The organism is Arthrobacter sp. NPDC058192 (assembly GCF_042883665.1).
Lineage (GTDB): Bacteria > Actinomycetota > Actinomycetes > Actinomycetales > Micrococcaceae > Arthrobacter.
This window is the reverse complement of the sequence record NZ_JBHVVJ010000016.1, coordinates 44172-59374: the sequence shown is the minus strand read 5'-3', so window position 1 is coordinate 59374 and position 15203 is coordinate 44172. Positions and strand designations below refer to the sequence as shown.

Annotated in this window: 17 protein-coding genes; 10 read left to right on the top strand and 7 right to left on the bottom strand. The window is 66.7% G+C overall.

Features of this window, described 5'->3' with window-relative positions:
* Positions 1–189 precede the first annotated feature (189 nt).
* From map to ACFVVK_RS15985, 9 genes are all read left to right on the top strand, one after another.
* Positions 190–1017: a type I methionyl aminopeptidase gene (gene map / locus ACFVVK_RS16025; protein ID WP_390268951.1), complete on the top strand. Its 828-nt coding sequence runs from the start codon at positions 190–192 to the stop codon at positions 1015–1017.
* A 36-nt stretch (positions 1018–1053) separates the two neighbouring features.
* The gene (locus ACFVVK_RS16020) at positions 1054–2172 is read left to right on the top strand and encodes a P1 family peptidase (RefSeq protein WP_390268948.1); all 1119 of its coding nucleotides are present in this window, start codon (positions 1054–1056) and stop codon (positions 2170–2172) included.
* 188 nt (positions 2173–2360) lie between these two features.
* On the top strand, positions 2361–2582 hold the full coding sequence (gene infA / locus ACFVVK_RS16015; protein ID WP_009358723.1) for a translation initiation factor IF-1: 222 nt from the start codon (positions 2361–2363) through the stop codon (positions 2580–2582).
* Positions 2583–2650: 68 nt separating this feature from the next.
* Positions 2651–2764, top strand: a complete 114-nt coding sequence (gene rpmJ, locus ACFVVK_RS16010; protein WP_009358722.1) for a 50S ribosomal protein L36 — start codon at positions 2651–2653, stop codon at positions 2762–2764.
* A gap of 176 nt (positions 2765–2940) precedes the next feature.
* A complete protein-coding gene (gene rpsM / locus ACFVVK_RS16005; protein WP_003803743.1) occupies positions 2941–3315 on the top strand; it encodes a 30S ribosomal protein S13 in 375 nt (124 codons plus the stop codon).
* Between the two features lie 101 nt (positions 3316–3416).
* Positions 3417–3818 carry a 30S ribosomal protein S11 gene (rpsK, locus tag ACFVVK_RS16000; protein WP_056737824.1) on the top strand — a complete coding sequence of 134 codons (402 nt, stop codon included), beginning with the start codon at positions 3417–3419 and terminating at the stop codon, positions 3816–3818.
* 132 nt (positions 3819–3950) lie between these two features.
* Positions 3951–4961, top strand: a complete 1011-nt coding sequence (locus tag ACFVVK_RS15995; protein ID WP_018773683.1) for a DNA-directed RNA polymerase subunit alpha — start codon at positions 3951–3953, stop codon at positions 4959–4961.
* 76 nt (positions 4962–5037) lie between these two features.
* Positions 5038–5631, top strand: coding sequence for a 50S ribosomal protein L17 (gene rplQ / locus ACFVVK_RS15990; protein WP_390268945.1), 594 nt, complete (start codon positions 5038–5040; stop codon positions 5629–5631).
* Between the two features lie 31 nt (positions 5632–5662).
* Positions 5663–6553, top strand: a complete 891-nt coding sequence (locus tag ACFVVK_RS15985) for a tRNA pseudouridine synthase A (protein ID WP_390268942.1) — start codon at positions 5663–5665, stop codon at positions 6551–6553.
* 17 nt (positions 6554–6570) lie between these two features.
* On the opposite strand, the gene ACFVVK_RS15980 is transcribed toward ACFVVK_RS15985, so the two are convergent.
* Entirely contained in the window at positions 6571–8220 is a 1650-nt protein-coding gene (locus ACFVVK_RS15980) for a sensor histidine kinase (protein ID WP_390268939.1), read from the bottom strand.
* Between the two features lie 260 nt (positions 8221–8480).
* Here ACFVVK_RS15980 and ACFVVK_RS15975 point away from each other — a divergent pair, with 260 nt between their 5' ends.
* Positions 8481–9248, top strand: coding sequence for a response regulator transcription factor (locus tag ACFVVK_RS15975; RefSeq protein WP_390268936.1), 768 nt, complete (start codon positions 8481–8483; stop codon positions 9246–9248).
* Positions 9249–9274: 26 nt separating this feature from the next.
* Here the strand turns inward: ACFVVK_RS15975 and ACFVVK_RS15970 are convergent, their stop codons facing one another.
* From ACFVVK_RS15970 to ACFVVK_RS15945, 6 genes are all read right to left on the bottom strand, one after another.
* Positions 9275–9838: an Hpt domain-containing protein gene (locus ACFVVK_RS15970; RefSeq protein ID WP_390268934.1), complete on the bottom strand. Its 564-nt coding sequence runs from the start codon at positions 9836–9838 to the stop codon at positions 9275–9277.
* Positions 9839–9932: 94 nt separating this feature from the next.
* Positions 9933–10817: a type II secretion system F family protein gene (locus ACFVVK_RS15965; protein WP_390268931.1), complete on the bottom strand. Its 885-nt coding sequence runs from the start codon at positions 10815–10817 to the stop codon at positions 9933–9935.
* A 7-nt stretch (positions 10818–10824) separates the two neighbouring features.
* Positions 10825–11760: a type II secretion system F family protein gene (locus ACFVVK_RS15960; RefSeq protein ID WP_390268928.1), complete on the bottom strand. Its 936-nt coding sequence runs from the start codon at positions 11758–11760 to the stop codon at positions 10825–10827.
* Positions 11757–13265, bottom strand: a complete 1509-nt coding sequence (locus tag ACFVVK_RS15955; RefSeq protein ID WP_390268925.1) for a CpaF family protein — start codon at positions 13263–13265, stop codon at positions 11757–11759. Before ACFVVK_RS15955 ends, ACFVVK_RS15960 begins: the two co-directional genes overlap by 4 nt.
* Positions 13265–14455, bottom strand: coding sequence for a CpaE family protein (locus ACFVVK_RS15950; RefSeq protein ID WP_390268922.1), 1191 nt, complete (start codon positions 14453–14455; stop codon positions 13265–13267). Before ACFVVK_RS15950 ends, ACFVVK_RS15955 begins: the two co-directional genes overlap by 1 nt.
* Positions 14452–15201: a Flp pilus assembly protein CpaB gene (locus ACFVVK_RS15945; RefSeq protein WP_390268919.1), complete on the bottom strand. Its 750-nt coding sequence runs from the start codon at positions 15199–15201 to the stop codon at positions 14452–14454. Before ACFVVK_RS15945 ends, ACFVVK_RS15950 begins: the two co-directional genes overlap by 4 nt.
* Positions 15202–15203 lie beyond the last annotated feature (2 nt).

The following is a 15203-nucleotide window of genomic DNA, read 5'->3' as shown; positions in this document are numbered from 1 at the left end:
CGTACCCTCGAGTACGGGACGCGCCTTTTCGTTGTCTGCGGCGGCTGCCCCGGTCCGCGGTCCTGCCGCCCGGTCCAGGACGGCCGCGGCGGTGCGGGAGAATAGAAGCAGAACACTTGGACAGCACACCCGTAGTGAAGGCCCGGGACGAACCACGCCCCGGCCGCGAGACGAAGCACTGAGGTATCGATGGCATTCGGCCAGCCCCGCATTGAATACAAGACCAACGCCCAGATGCGCACCATGCACGAGGCCGGACTGGTCCTGAGCCGGGCACTGGATGCGGCCGTCGCCGCCGCTGCACCCGGCGTCACCACGGCCCGGCTGGACGAGGTGTTCGCGGCAGTGCTCCAGGACGCCGGCGCCAAGTCCAACTTCCTCGGCTACCACGGCTTCCCGGCCACCATCTGCACCTCGGTGAACGAGGAAGTGGTGCACGGCATCCCCGGCGGCCGGGTCCTGGCGGACGGCGACATCATCTCGATCGACGGCGGCGCAATCGTGGACGGCTGGCACTCCGATTCCGCGCGGACAGTCATTGTCGGCACGCCGGATCCCGAGGACGTGCGCCTGTCCCAGGTCACCGAGGAAGCCATGTGGCGTGGCATCGCGGCCCTGGCCACCGGCAAGTTCGTGGGCGATGTCGGCAACGCCGTGGACGATTACGTTTCCTCGGTGCCCGGCAAGCCGCTGGGGATCCTGGAGGACTACGTCGGCCACGGGATCGGCTCCGAGATGCACATGGCCCCGGACGTGCTCAATTACCGCACCAGCCACCGCGGGCCGAAGATCCGCCCGGGCCTGTGCCTCGCGATCGAGCCCATGCTGGTCCGCGGCAGCATCGACACCGCAGTCCTGGACGACGACTGGACGGTTGTCACCACCGACGGCAAGCGCTCCTGCCAGTGGGAACACTCCGTCGCCGTACACGAGAAGGGGATCTGGGTCCTCTCGGCACCCGACGGGGGAGCGGCTAAACTCAAGCCGCTCGGCGTCGTGCCCGTCCCGATTCCCTAACGCCACCGCCGCGCCGGCAGGGCGCACAATGGAGCCATGGAAGCAGCGGGAGCAACAGGGTCGATCACCGACGTCGCCGGGATCCGGGTGGGTCATGTCCAGAAGTCCGACGACGGCTGGCTGACCGGGGTGACAGTGATCCTCCCGCCGCCCGGGACAGTGGGCTCGGTGGACGTTCGCGGCGGCGGCCCGGGAACACATGAGACCGACGCCCTGGACCCCACCACGCTGACCTCGACCGTGGATGCCGTGGTTCTGACCGGCGGAAGCGCTTTTGGCCTCGCGGCCGCCCACGGCGCCCAGCGCTGGTGCGAGGAGGACGGCCGCGGCTTCGCCGTTACCGGCGGCCTGGTCCCGATCGTGCCGGCGGCCGCGATCTTTGACCTGGGCCGCGGCGGGGACTTCTCCGCCCGCCCCGGCGAGGCGATGGGCTACGCGGCAACGGCCGCCGCCGCCGCGCAAGTAGAAGGGGCCGACGTCGAACGCGGCAACGTCGGCGCCGGCACCGGAGCAGCAATCGGCCGGGGCACCTACAAAGGGGGAGTAGGCACAGCCTCCCTCACCCTAGAAAATATCTCCCCTGACGGGCCGGTAGTTGTAGGAGCAATAGCGGTGGTCAATGCCCTGGGACTGCCGTTTGGCACATCGCCGGACCGGGGGGAAGCCGGCAGCGTGCGTCTAAGCTGGGGCCACGACGGCGGGGTTCCCTCACCGAGCTTGCGAGGCGAGGGGGCCGGTGGGGAGGAACGAGCGAGCACGCAGAGGGTTTCGGCCGCTGCGGCGAAAGCCGCCCCGGGCACCGTGGGGACTGACGGCGCTGATGATACCGCCCCGCCCCTGAACACCACGCTCGTCGTCGTCGCGACCAACGCCGCGCTGGACAAGGCGGAGTGCAAGCGCACGGCCTCGGCCGCCCACGCCGGCCTGGCCCGGGCGCTGAATCCTAGCCACACCCTCGCCGACGGCGACACCGTCTTCGCGCTGGCCACGGGCACCGTGGTGCTGGACCGCAGCAGCCCGGTGGCCCGGCAAATAAGCCTCGTCGCCCTGCAGAGCGCGGCAGCCGACGTCGCCCGGCTGGCCATCCTCGACGGGATCGCGCGGTCGGAGGAAGTGACCACGCCAGCCGGGACTCTAGGTGCGTACGGACGCTGAGTGCGCTACGATGGCTGGATTTAACTGCGGATTTAACAATCGGGGCGTAATGCCGTAGTGTTGACTGTTGGTTGTCTGCCCCGTTGTGCCCTTTTGTGGTTGGCGGCACCAACCAATCAATCAAAAAACGTCCGCGGTCATGACTGATGCAAATCGGGAGGCTGCGGCAACAACAGTTAGCGGAGGGTATGGCCAAGAAGGACGGGGTCATTGAGATCGAGGGCGTTGTGACCGAGGCGCTGCCCAACGCGATGTTTCGCGTTGAGCTGACCAACAAGCACATCGTTCTGGCACACATCTCTGGAAAGATGCGTCAGCACTACATCAGGATCCTCCCCGAGGACCGCGTAGTGGTGGAGCTGAGCCCGTACGACCTGACACGTGGTCGTATCGTCTACCGCTACAAGTAAACACTGGGCGGCCAGAGCAACAGCCAAGGCCGGTCCAGCCGACCAACTGCAACACGCAAAGGAATGCCATGAAGGTCAAGCCGAGCGTCAAGCAGATCTGCGAAAAGTGCAAAGTGATCCGCCGTAATGGCCGGGTCATGGTGATCTGCGAGAACCCGCGCCACAAGCAGCGCCAGGGCTAATTTCCCTTCCGGGAAACCCCTGGGTTGCTAACCCACGCAAGTAATAGAAAAGGCAGCACAAGCTGAATTGGGACGTATGGGCCCGGACAGCTAACCCCCGGTCGGAGGCTGGGGCCGCACGTCACGTGCGGGTGTACTGCCTACGACCTCCGGTTTATACAAGGAGCACTGCCACTATGGCTCGTCTCGCTGGCGTAGACATTCCCCGCGAAAAGCGGCTGGAAATTGCGCTTACTTACATCTACGGCGTGGGCAAGACCCGTGCACACGAAACCCTGGCTGCCACCGGCATCAGCGCTGACGTCCGGGTCAAGGACCTGACCGACGCCCAGCTGGTTGAACTGCGTGACTACATCGAAGGCAACTACAAGGTTGAGGGTGACCTTCGCCGCGAGGTAGCCGCTGATATCCGCCGCAAGGTTGAGATCGGCAGCTACGAAGGCCTGCGTCACCGCAAGGGCCTGCCCGTACGCGGACAGCGTACGAAGACCAACGCACGTACCCGCAAGGGCCCGAAGCGTACCGTCGCCGGCAAGAAGAAGGCTCGCTAAACCCATTTGCCTCCTTGAAATCGCTGGTGCGATTTCCGGGAACCCGGCAAGTGTGGGATCAAGCGTTCGCTTTCACCCAATAACTTTCTGTAGGAGAAAAAATGCCCCCGAAGACTCGTGGCGCGGTTCGCAAGCCGCGTAAGAAGGACAAGAAGAATATCGCGCTGGGCCAGGCGCACATCAAGAGCACCTTTAACAACACCATCGTGTCCATCACGGACCCGACCGGTGCTGTCATCTCCTGGGCTTCCTCCGGTGAGGTTGGCTTCAAGGGCTCGCGTAAGTCCACCCCGTTCGCTGCCCAGATGGCCGCCGAAGCCGCCGCAAAGCGTGCACAGGAGCACGGCATGCGCAAGGTTGACGTGTTCGTCAAGGGACCGGGTTCCGGCCGCGAAACCGCCATCCGCTCGCTGCAGGCCGCTGGCCTCGAGGTTGGCTCCATCCAGGACGTCACCCCCAGCGCCCACAACGGCTGCCGTCCCCCGAAGCGCCGCCGCGTCTAAGGCTTTCCACGCCCAGGAGCTTGCCCGGACCCTCACCGGTCCGGGCAAGCCCGGCCGCGTTAAGTCCTCAGACCGATCTTTCCACCACCTGTGTTGCGTCATATAGCGGATGCTCGCCGAAAGGAAACCTAAGTGCTCATTGCACAGCGCCCCACCCTCTCCGAAGAGGTCGTCTCCGAAAACCGCTCCCGGTTCATCATCGAACCGCTGGAGCCGGGCTTTGGTTACACCCTCGGAAACTCCCTCCGCCGTACCCTGCTCTCCTCGATCCCCGGTGCCTCTGTCACGAGCATCCGGATCGACGGCGTGCTGCACGAGTTCACCACGGTTCCGGGTGTCAAGGAAGATGTCACTGAGATCATCCTGAACATCAAGAACCTGTCGGTTTCCTCCGAGCACGACGAGCCGGTTGTTGCGTACCTGCGCAAGCAGGGCCCGGGAGTCGTCACCGCCGCGGACATCGCTCCGCCGGCCGGCGTCGAATTCCACAACCCGGATCTGCACATTGCCACGCTGAACTCGAAGGGCAAGTTCGAACTCGAACTGACCATCGAGCGCGGTCGCGGCTACGTTTCGGCAGCTCAGAACAAGTCCGGCGACTCCGAGATCGGCCGCATCCCGGTCGACTCGATCTACTCGCCGGTTCTGAAGGTTACTTTCCGCGTGGAAGCTACCCGTGTTGAGCAGCGCACCGACTTCGACAAGCTCATTGTCGACGTCGAGACCAAGCAGGCAATCGCCCCGCGCGACGCCGTTGCTTCGGCCGGTACCACCCTGGTGGAACTGTTCGGTCTGGCCCGCGAGCTGAACACCGCAGCTGAAGGTATTGAGATCGGCCCGTCGCCGACGGACGCTGCCCTGGCAGCGGACATGGCCCTGCCGATCGAGGACCTGGACCTGACGGTCCGTTCCTACAACTGCCTCAAGCGTGAGGGCATCCACACCGTGGGTGAACTCGTTGCCCGCTCCGAGGCTGACCTGATGGACATCCGCAACTTCGGTGCGAAGTCCATCGACGAGGTCAAGGCCAAGCTGGTCGAACTGGGCCTGTCCCTGAAGGACTCCCCTCCCGGTTTCGATCTCGCAGCTCGCGCCGCAGCCATCGAAGAGGACGACGCCGCGTTCAGCGACGACGAGCTCTAACCAACAGATCTTGGCCGGCCGGCTGTATGCACCTGGTGCGCGCAGCCCAACGGCTTCCATATGAGGAGAAACTATTATGCCTACCCCCGCTAAGGGTCCGCGCCTCGGCGGCGGAGCGGCTCACGAGCGCCTGATGCTCGCGAACCTGTCCGCAGCACTGTTCGAGCACAAGCGGATCACCACCACGGTGACCAAGGCCAAGCGCCTGAAGCCGTACGCCGAGCGCCTGGTGACCTTCGCCAAGCGCGGCGACCTCGCTTCCCGCCGTCGTGTACTCGGCCTGATCAGCAACAAGGGCGTCGTCCACGAGCTGTTCACCGACATTGCACAGGCAGTCGAGAACCGCGACGGCGGCTACACCCGCATCACCAAGATCGGCAACCGCAAGGGCGACAACGCTCCCATGGCTGTCATCGAACTGGTCCTCGAGCCGGTTTCCGCGAAGCAGGCCGTCGTAGCCGAGGCTACGTCCGCCGCCCAGCGCGACGCTGACAAGAAGGACGCCGAGAAGGCCGAAGCTGCTCCGGTTGCCGAGACCGAAGCTGCCGAGGCTGAAGTTGCTGAGACGGAAGCTGCTGAGACGGAAGCTGCCGAGGCTGAGGTTGCTGAGACCGAAGAGGCTCCGGCCGCTGAGGAAGCTCCTGCTGAGTCCGAGAAGGACGCGAAGTAATTCGCTGAAACCTTCTTATAGACTTAAGTCTATGAACGAGCTCAAACCCGCCGCCCCCGTTTTGGGGGGCGGCGGGTTTTTGCGTATCCGGCTGGATTTGGCGTACGACGGCGGCCCGTTCAGCGGGTGGGCAGTGCAGCCGGGGCTGCGCACCGTCCAGGGCGTCCTGGAGCAGGCCCTCGAGCTGCTGATCCGCCGCCCCGTGCGGGTCACCGTGGCCGGCCGGACCGACGCCGGCGTGCATGCCCGGGGGCAGGTGGTCCATCTGGACCTCACCGAGGCCGAGTGGCGGGGGCTGAACCGCGGCGCCGAACTCGATCCCGCCGTCGCCCTGCTCCGCCGCCTGCGCGGCGCCCTGAGCCGCGGACTGGGAGATCTCAGCGGCGCGATCGAGGTGCGCCGGGCCGTGGTGGCACCCGTTGGCTTCGATGCCCGGTTTTCCGCCCTCTGGCGCCGCTATTCGTACCGGATCGCGGACGGCCCCGCCCTGTGGGACCCGCTCGGGCGCTCCTCGACCCTCTGGCACAAGGCCCCGCTCGACGTCGGGCTCCTGAACGCGGGCGCCGCCCAACTGCTCGGACTCCAGGACTTCCGCTCCTACTGCAAACCCCGCGAGGGCGCCACGACCATCCGGGAGCTGCAGCGCTTCGAGTTCGCCCGCGGCACCGACGGCGTCATTGTGGCCACTGTGCAGGCCGACGCGTTCTGCCACAACATGGTCCGCTCCCTGGTGGGCTCGGCGCTGTATGTGGGGGAAGGCGTGCAAGCTCCGGGGTGGCTCTACGAGCGTCTGCTTGAACGCCAGCGCGATGCCCGCTCGGTGCTGGCCGCCCCACATCCGCTGGTGCTTGAGGAAGTGGCCTACCCGTCCGACTCCGGCCTGCTGGCCCGGGCGGAGCTGACAAGGGCCCTGCGCGCCTAGGACCGCCGATATTCCCGTCAGAACGCCTCCGGGGGACCGTCGGCGGGGAGCTCCACGGTGAAGGTGCTGCCTTGCCCCGGCAATGTGCGGCAGGAAATCGACCCGCCGTGCCGCTCCACGATGGCCTTGGTGATGGACAGCCCCAGCCCGGCGCCCGGTATCGAACCTTCGCGGACGGCCTGGCTGCGGAAGAAGCGCGTGAAGACACGGCCGGCGTCGGCGGCAGTCATGCCCATGCCCGTGTCCTCAACGTGAAGCCGTACCCGGCCGTCTCCCGTGGTGGCGGACACCCGGACCGATCCACCGGCCGGTGAGTACTTGATGGCATTGGAGACGAGATTGTCCAGCGCCTGCCCGATCCGCAGTGGATCCGCGTGCACCCACAGCGGGCTGGGGACGTCCATGGCAAGGGAGATGCTGGACGCCTGGGCGTGCGCCTGCGCGGACCCGAGGCTGGCCTCCACAAGCCCGGCGAGGTCCGTGCGGCGCAGGTGCACGTGGACCGCGGAGCTGGCGGACATGAGCAGGTCTGATACCAAGGCCAAAAGACGTTCCGCATTGCGTTGGGCGACTTCGACGCGGCGGACCGCGGGACAGGCCAGACCCTCGTTGTCGCTGAGCACCAGGTCGAGATTTCCGATGATCGAGGTCAGCGGGGTGCGGAATTCATGGGAAACGGTGGAGACGACGTCGTCCTTTGCCGCGAGTGCATCGACGAGGTCGGTGACCTCGTTGAAGACCACTACCGCGCCACGAAACTCGCCGGCCTCGTCCTTCAGGGGCAGGGCGCCGGTGGATACGACTCTGCCCTCCGCAGCCTCGCCGAAGCAGACCAGGTAGTCGGCAAACGATTCCCCGCTCAGCGCCCGCCGGAGAGGAGTGCGCTCAGCGGGCAGCGGCGTGGTTCTGTCCTGCCCGGTCAGCAACGGTTCCGCTTGTTCCCCCGGTTCACTGGGTTCCCCCGGTTCCGCGGGGCGGCGGGCGGCGGCTGCGGCGTCTTCCAACGCCGATTGCCAGCTGTTGGTCAGCAGGCGGCGGCCATCGGCGTCAATCGCCACGATCCCGACGTTGACCGTGTCCAAGATCGTGTGTAGGAGCCGTTCGCGCTCCCGGCTGCCCGCGAGCAGGACCTGCAGTTCGGATTCCTTGGACTGGATCCGCTCTTGCTCGTGCCGCAGCCGGGACCGCGCCCATCGCACCGCCAGCGAGACGGCAAGCATCATGAGCGACAGGAGCACGGCATCGGCGATACCGGCCAGCGTCCGTTCCACTCGGTCCGCGAGGAGCAGCGGCACCAACCCTGCCAGCAGCGGGCCCAAAAAGCTCAGCGACAGGCTCGCGGCGGCGGACAGGAGGGACGCCGAGATCCACACGACCGGAAGGACCGAGAGCACGCCGAGGTCTGGCAGCCCAGCCACGCCGCTGTCCCGCGCAAAGCCGATCAGCGCAAGGTCCAGCACCGGGATAAGGAGCGGGGCCACGGGCCCCAACCGCTGCCAGGGCACGAGCACACAGGCCGCGAGGGCCAGGGCCAGCAGGCCGACGGCGCCGCGGCATAGTTCGCTTGCGAGCATTCCCGGCCACGCTGCGGGGGAGACCGCCACCACGGTCGTCATCACGAGGGCGAACGGCAGTTGGCACATGAGCACCCGCGCGCGCGGACCCAAGGCCGTAGCAAAACGGTCCGCACGGCGAACCAACTGCTGTCTATCCAAAGACGCGGCGCCCCTTTCCCCTCCTTGCTACAGTTTTACACCCCGTGTCACAGAACTTGACTTAAAACTGAGATTTGCGCCTTCTGTTACTGCATTGTCATTGTTTTGCCTCCTGACGTGGGTATTCTGGCAATGCCGGTGGGGGCCGACGATCTATTGATCTGCTGCCGCACCCGCGGCCGGCAGTGAAGTGTGCAGATGTGAGGGGGGCCATGACTGACCTGGGAGTCGCCGTCGTTGTTGAGGACGACGAAGATGTCCGGAACCTTGTCGAAGCTGTGTTGAGCCAAGCGGGCTTCGAAGTGCATTCAGCGTCCGGCGGCCGCGAAGGGGTCGACGTCGTGCGCCAGCAGGAGGCCAGCGTCGTCACGCTGGATGTGGGCCTTCCCGATATCGACGGCTTCGAGGTGCTGCGGCGGATCCGGCAGTTCAGCGACGCCTACGTGGTCATGTTGTCGGCGCGCACCGACGAACTCGACACCCTGACGGCGTTTCACACCGGAGCGGATGACTTCCTGGCAAAGCCGTTCAGGCCTCGGGAATTGCGCGCCCGCGTCAGCGCGATGTTGCGCCGGCCCCGGCAGGACGCCCCGGTTGTGGCGGCGGCCGGGGCGCCCGCCGCCGTTCCGGCTGCGCCTCCGGCGTCCCAGAGTCCCGTGCTGCGCCACAACGGGCTCGAGCTGAACCCGGAGACCCGCACCGTGAGCGTTGACGGAGTGGCCGTGGGCCTGACCCGCAGCGAGTTCGATCTCCTGCATGCCCTGGTCAAGGGATCCGGCGCGGTGCGGTCCAAAACCGAACTCGTGCGGGTGGTGCGGGGCGACTACTACCGGGTGGACGCCTACATCAGCGAGTCCGATGAACGCGCCGTTGAGGTCCACATCGGTAACCTCCGGCGCAAACTCGGGGAGGACCCGCTGCAGCCGCGCTGGTTGCAGACCGTCAGGGGAGTGGGCTACCGGCTAACCCCGCAGCGGTAGCCGCTGGGCCGGGGCGCGTCCCGCGCCTAGCCTTCCCGGAGGACATAGCTGAACTGCAGCTCATCCAGGGTTTCGCCACCGCGCTGGGCCACGTCGAGCAGCAACGAAAGCGCACGGTCCATGTCGCCCGCCCTGAGGACCCCTTCAAGCTCGCCGGCAAGCTTGGCTAGCCGGAGACCGCCCACCATCGCCGAGGATGTCTTCAGGCTCAGCACGGCGTCCAGTGACCCGGGAAGATCGCGTCGCTCCAGGGCAGAAGCCAAGGCGCTGTAGCGCTGATCCCACATCTTGGCGTAGTCCCGGGCGAAACCCTTGGCCAGGGCCGGGTTCTCCAGCTGGTCGCCGAGTTCCTGGAGCGCAGCCGGGTCCACAAGCGGGGCAGGGTCCTCGGGCGCGGATGGGTCCTCCAGAGCGACCGTGTTGGTGGGGGGTGATACCTGGGCGGCTGCGAGGGTCAGGGCCTCGGCGAGGCCGGGGGCAGTTGCTACGTCCGGGATGGGCGGGAGTGCCGCCGGCGCACCGGAAGCGGCACCGGGGGCGAGAACGAGGCCCGCACTTCCGTCGTCGGGGTAAGCGCTGGGTGAAGGCATGAACCCACGCTACTTGCTGACGCGGCCGATCCCGGTGACTCCGGCCTATCCTGCGGAAACCTTGCGGCTATCCCGGGGTGGGTCCCGGCAGGCGCTACCGGCCGCTGAACGTATCGATCGCGTTGATGACTGCCGGGCCCAGGATAGCGATGAACAGCACCGGAAAGATGAAGAACAACAGCGGAAAAAGAATCGTGACTGGCAGCTTCATGGCCTTCTCCTCGGCCCGCTGCCTGCGCTTGACGCGCATCACCTTCGCCTGGATTCTCAGCACCCGGCTGATGGCGATTCCGTACGTGTCCGCCTGGACCACCGCCTGGACGAAGCTGCGCAGCTCGGGGATGTTTGTCCGCTCGGCCAGCGCCTGGTAAGACTCCCGCCGGCTGCGGCCCACCTGCATATCCTGCAGGGTGCGGACGAGTTCCTCCGCGAGGGGGCCCTTGCCGTTCTCGCCGGCCCGGGCCATGGCGCCTTCGAAGCCCAGGCCTGCCTCAACCGAAATCAGCATCTGGTCCAGTGTGTTGGCCAGTTCCAGCTGCATGGCCTTCTGGCGTTCCTGGCCCCTGCTGTAGAGCAGGAGGTCCGGGATGAAATACCCCAGCAGGAGCACAAAGATGCCCACCAGCTTGAGGATCGGAGTCGGCGAGCTGGTGCTGAGGAACAACCCCAGCAAGGCTCCCACCAGGCCCAGGGCCGGCTTGGCCGCCAAGACCCGCCCGAGCGGCAGCGACGATGGACGGCCGGCGAGGGCAAGGAGCCTGTCGAGTCTGCGGACATAACCGGGCGGCGTCAGCCGGTAGCCGAGGGCTTCCAGCAGGTTGCGCTGCCTTCGGTCTGCGACGTCGGCGGTGCCGGCGCCGAAAGCGAGGATTTCGCGGGTGGCGCGCAGCGCTTTCCGGTCGACGGAGAGCAGCGACCAGGCGACGTATCCAAGCGGCAGCGAGACCAGCAAGCTGGCGAGCAGTACGCGGGCATCCAAGGACGCCTCAGAACTTCAGGTCGATGATCTTGCGCATCCACAGACCACCGATCGTCATCAGGATGACGGAGGCCGCCATCATTCCCCAGCCCAGTGGGTGCGTGAACATGACGTTCATGTAGCCGGGGTTGACCAGCATCAGCATGGCCACGATCCCGACCGGCATGGCCATGAGGATGTAGGCGGAGAACTTTCCCTCCGCGGCGAGGGACTTGATGTGGCCTTTGATTTCGCTGCGCTCGCGGATGGTCTCGTTGACCTGGTCCAGGACCTCGGCGAGGTTTCCGCCCACCTCCCGGTTGATCTGGATCGCCTGGGCGATCCAGACGAAGTCCTCGTTCCGCATCCGTTCGGACGTGTCGTTGAGCGAGGCCAGCAGGTCCCGGCCCAGGCTCGTCTCGGTGACCACGCGGCGCATCTCTTCCGAGGTCGGGCTTTGGGACTCGGTGGCCGCGGCGTCAATCGCCCGGAGGATGCTGTGCCCGGCCCGGAGGCCGCCGGCCAGCAGCTGCAAGGTGTCGCTCAGTTGCTGGTCGAAGGCGTTCCGGCGTTTGCCGGCGAGGAAGCCAAGCACCAGGTGGCCGACAAAGGGGGCCAGGAAGACGAGGAAGATCGCCAGCGGCGGTCCGGCGACGACGAGACCGGCCAATGCTCCAACGAGCGCGCCGGCCAGCACCAGCACGAAGAAGTCAGCCTGGCTCAGCCGGAGGCCGGCGTCCTCGAGTGCCTCCCGGTTGAAGAGCCGGAATTTGTGCCGCGCGAAGAAGCCGTCGATCAGGTGAACTGTGGACCCGGCGAACCGGCTCAGGTGCGACTCGGGCTGGTCCTGGACGGGCCGCCGCCGGTCCAGCGGGACGCGGGCTCCGCCGGCGGCCAGGAGGGCGAAGGCCAGCAGCAGCATGGCGGTGAACAGCAGGCCTACGCCGATGGGCAGCAGGGTCATGACACCCTTCCGGCCGGCGTCAGCGGGGCCGCGAACACACTGGGGGAGACATGGATGCCCAGGTCCTCGAACCGGTCGATGAAGCGCGGGCGGATGCCGGTGGGAACCGGCCGGCCGAGGAAGCGGCCGTGGGCGTCCACGCCCGCGGAGTAATCGAAGACAAACGCGTCCTGGAGCGTGACGATGTCCCCTTCCATGCCCTGGACTTCCGTAACGTGCGTGATCCGCCGGGTGCCGTCGCGCAACCGCGAGATCTGGACGATCAGGTTCACGGCCGAGGCGATTTGCTCCCGAATGGCGCGCAGCGGCAGGTCCATCCCGGCCATCAGCACCAGCGTCTCCAGGCGGGCGACGGCGTCGCGCGGCGAGTTCGAGTGCACGGTCGAGAGCGAACCGTCGTGGCCGGTGTTCATCGCCTGCAGCATGTCCAGCGATTCGCCGCCGCGGACCTCACCCACCACAATCCGGTCCGGCCGCATACGCAGCGAATTCCGCAGCAGCTCGCGGATAGTGACCTCGCCCTTCCCTTCCGTATTGGGCGGCCGGCTCTCCAGCCTGACCACGTGCTGTTGCTGGATCTGGAGCTCGACGGCGTCCTCGATGGTCACGATCCGTTCGTCGTGGGGGAGGAAGGAGGACAGGACGTTCAGGAGCGTCGTTTTTCCCGTGCCGGTGCCGCCGGACACGATGATGTTGAGCTTGGCGCGGACACACGCGTTGAGGAGCTCGGCCATGTCCGGCGTCAGCGTGCCGAAGTCAATGAGGTTCCGCACGGTCAGCGGAACTTTACTGAACTTCCGGATGGTCAGCGAGGACCCGCCGACGGCGAGAGGCGGGATGACAGCGTTGACGCGGGAACCGTCCTCAAGCCGGGCATCAACGAGCGGCGAGGACTCGTCGATACGTCGGCCCACTTTGGAGACGATGCGCTCAATGACCTTGCGCAGGTGGTCTTCGGAGCTGAAGCGCGACTCTGTCAGGGTCAGTTTTCCTTTCCGTTCGACGTAGATCTGGTCCATCCGGTTGACCATGATTTCCGTGACGTCGGGATCGTCGAGGAGCCGCTGCAACGGGCCGTAGCCGAGCACGTCGTCGGCCACATCCCGGACCAGCCGGGAGCGCTCCTCGGCGGACAGCGGGACCTGCTCGGCGTCGATGATGCGGATCAGCTCTTCCCGCGCCGAGGTGCGGAGGTCGTCTTCCTTAGTGGCGGAATCGTTGAAACGGGTGCCCATGCGCTCGAAGAGTGCGGTGGCGGCCCTTTGCTTGAGGGCGGCAAAGGCGTCGACGGGCTGCTGGGCCCTGCCGCGGACGGGCTCCTGGTGCCCGCCGGGACCGCTGCCCGCCGGAGTGCCGATGCTGCCCGCCGGAGTGCCGGGAGCCGTGCGGGGGGAGGGTATGACGGCGGCGGCCGGTGCCGCCGTCGTCATCGGTCCGTGCTGGATGACCGGAGCAGCCGGGACGGGCCCCGACTCCGCCGCGGAGAGACGTTCGGACAGCTTCATCAGACCACCACCCGCCGGTGCAGCTTCTTCTGCGCTGTGGCGCGCCAGGCCGGGTCGAACCGGGCCACCAGCTGCCGCAGGCCTTTGACGGCCGGGTCCTTCCGCCCGTCCTGCAGCACCGGGACGCCGCGGTTGGTCGAGAACGCCACGGCCTTGGACCTCGGGATGCTGACGTCCACCGGGGCGCCGATGGTGGCTTCGACGTCCTGGACGCTCAGGCCGGACTTGGAATCTGCCATGTTCAGCACAACGTGACGGGTCTCGGGCAGCAGATCCAGGCGCCGCAGGATTTCGAGGCCGGAGCGCAGGCCCCGGATGCTGGGAACATCCATGGCGGTCACCCAGACGGCATCCGTGCACTGTTCGAGGGCGGCCAGGCCGATCTCCGGAAGCCCGGGGGCGGTGTCGACGACGACGTACTGGAACTGTTCGGCCAGCTGTTCGAGCAGGCGGGTGATGTGCTGCGGCGTGATGTCGTCCGCCTCGACAGGCGTCTTCGGGGCGCAGAGGGCGTAGATGTTGCTGGGGTGCACGGTCAGGAAGGCCTTGAGCACCAGGGAATCCTGGCTGGCCGAGGAGGAAACGGCGTCGGTGACGGTGTGCTCGGGGTTGAGATAGAGCCCGGACGCGACGTCGCCGAACTGAAGATCAAGGTCCACAATGACCACGCCCATGGGCGCAACCCTTCCGAGCCCGACGGCGATGTTGGTGGCGATGGTGGTTTTGCCGACGCCGCCCTTGGGTGAGAAGACGCCGATGACCAGGCCCTTGGCGGCGTCCGGGCTCTTGACGGCGGCGGTGCGGGTGCGGCTGGCGTACGACTGGCAGGCCCGTTCCAGCAGGACGCGGATTTCCGCCGGCTCGGCCGCCGGGCTCAGGATGTCGCGGATGCCGGCGCGCATCGCGTGGAGTACGAACGCGGGGTCCGCATCTCCCACCAGGATCACGCTGAGCTCGGGAAGCTGGACGTCGAAGACCGTCGCCAGGCGGAGGGCATCATCCACCGGCACATCGGGGCCGAGGATCAGCACCTCGGGGCGTTCCTGGTTCAAGTTGGCGAACAGCTCCGAGGGGTTCGCGGGATTGACGAACGCGAAGGTCTGCAGGCCTCCCGGGAGCCCCCCTGCCAGGGCCTGCCGGACGCGGGCATCGAAGTCGGTGTTCGGCGTGATCAGGACAAAGCGGCTCACTTGTAGACCTCCGGTTTTGTCATGATGCCAGGCCGTCCGCTGTCAGTGGCGTCGAGCGGCTCCTTGCTCAGCCAGATCTTGGCGAATTCTGCCGCGTAGACAACCTTGGTGGCATTCACATCGTTGACGGCGACAGTCAGCAATAACGACCCGGTTGGAAGCGAAGTGTCCTGCGCGGGGGCGGTAGCACCGGGGGAGGGTTGCGCTGATGCCTCGGCCGACGGCGCCCGCTGCACGGAGGTCACAAGGACTTTGTGGATTGTCAGCTGCGTAGTCTGCTTATCCGCCTTCGCCTCGAGCCCGCCGTTGTCCAGATTGATAAAGATGCCCACGTGGTCGCCGGCCGCTATACGACCGCCGACCACTCGTTGCGGTTCGAGCTGGAAGGAAACCTCCTGAAGACCTTTGGGAATCTCGACCGCGCCGCTGACTTTTAGCTCCTCGGGGGCGATCAGGCGTTCCGCCACGAGCTGCTCACCCGGGAGGAGGTCGACGGCGGTGACCTTGCCGGCCTGCCCGTCCAGGTTTGGAAGCGCAGACTTGGCCACCGCCTTCCCGGGCAGCTCCTCAGGGGCGACGAATGTCTTCAGCGCCGCGACCGACGTGCCTGCGGGCACGGCCTTGTTCACCACCAGGACGGTGACAGGGGCCAGACCCTGCACCGCGCGGCTGTCGGCGCCCTGGGCATAGCTGACCACCAGCACTGCCCCGACGACGGCCAGCACCAGGGCCGCAATGCCTGCCAATA

What these genes read in the sequence shown, in the direction of transcription:
- map (WP_390268951.1), top strand. Translation starts at nt 190, where the DNA reads ATGGCATTCGGCCAGCCCCGCATTGAATACAAGACCAACGCCCAGATG.
- ACFVVK_RS15970 (WP_390268934.1), bottom strand. Translation starts at nt 9,838, where the DNA reads ATGCCTTCACCCAGCGCTTACCCCGACGACGGAAGTGCGGGCCTCGTT.
- ACFVVK_RS15960 (WP_390268928.1), bottom strand. Translation starts at nt 11,760, where the DNA reads ATGACCCTGCTGCCCATCGGCGTAGGCCTGCTGTTCACCGCCATGCTG.
- rpsM (WP_003803743.1), top strand. Translation starts at nt 2,941, where the DNA reads ATGGCTCGTCTCGCTGGCGTAGACATTCCCCGCGAAAAGCGGCTGGAA.
- rpmJ (WP_009358722.1), top strand. Translation starts at nt 2,651, where the DNA reads ATGAAGGTCAAGCCGAGCGTCAAGCAGATCTGCGAAAAGTGCAAAGTG.
- rplQ (WP_390268945.1), top strand. Translation starts at nt 5,038, where the DNA reads ATGCCTACCCCCGCTAAGGGTCCGCGCCTCGGCGGCGGAGCGGCTCAC.
- ACFVVK_RS16020 (WP_390268948.1), top strand. Translation starts at nt 1,054, where the DNA reads ATGGAAGCAGCGGGAGCAACAGGGTCGATCACCGACGTCGCCGGGATC.
- ACFVVK_RS15955 (WP_390268925.1), bottom strand. Translation starts at nt 13,265, where the DNA reads ATGAAGCTGTCCGAACGTCTCTCCGCGGCGGAGTCGGGGCCCGTCCCG.
- rpsK (WP_056737824.1), top strand. Translation starts at nt 3,417, where the DNA reads ATGCCCCCGAAGACTCGTGGCGCGGTTCGCAAGCCGCGTAAGAAGGAC.
- ACFVVK_RS15975 (WP_390268936.1), top strand. Translation starts at nt 8,481, where the DNA reads ATGACTGACCTGGGAGTCGCCGTCGTTGTTGAGGACGACGAAGATGTC.
- infA (WP_009358723.1), top strand. Translation starts at nt 2,361, where the DNA reads ATGGCCAAGAAGGACGGGGTCATTGAGATCGAGGGCGTTGTGACCGAG.
- ACFVVK_RS15985 (WP_390268942.1), top strand. Translation starts at nt 5,663, where the DNA reads ATGAACGAGCTCAAACCCGCCGCCCCCGTTTTGGGGGGCGGCGGGTTT.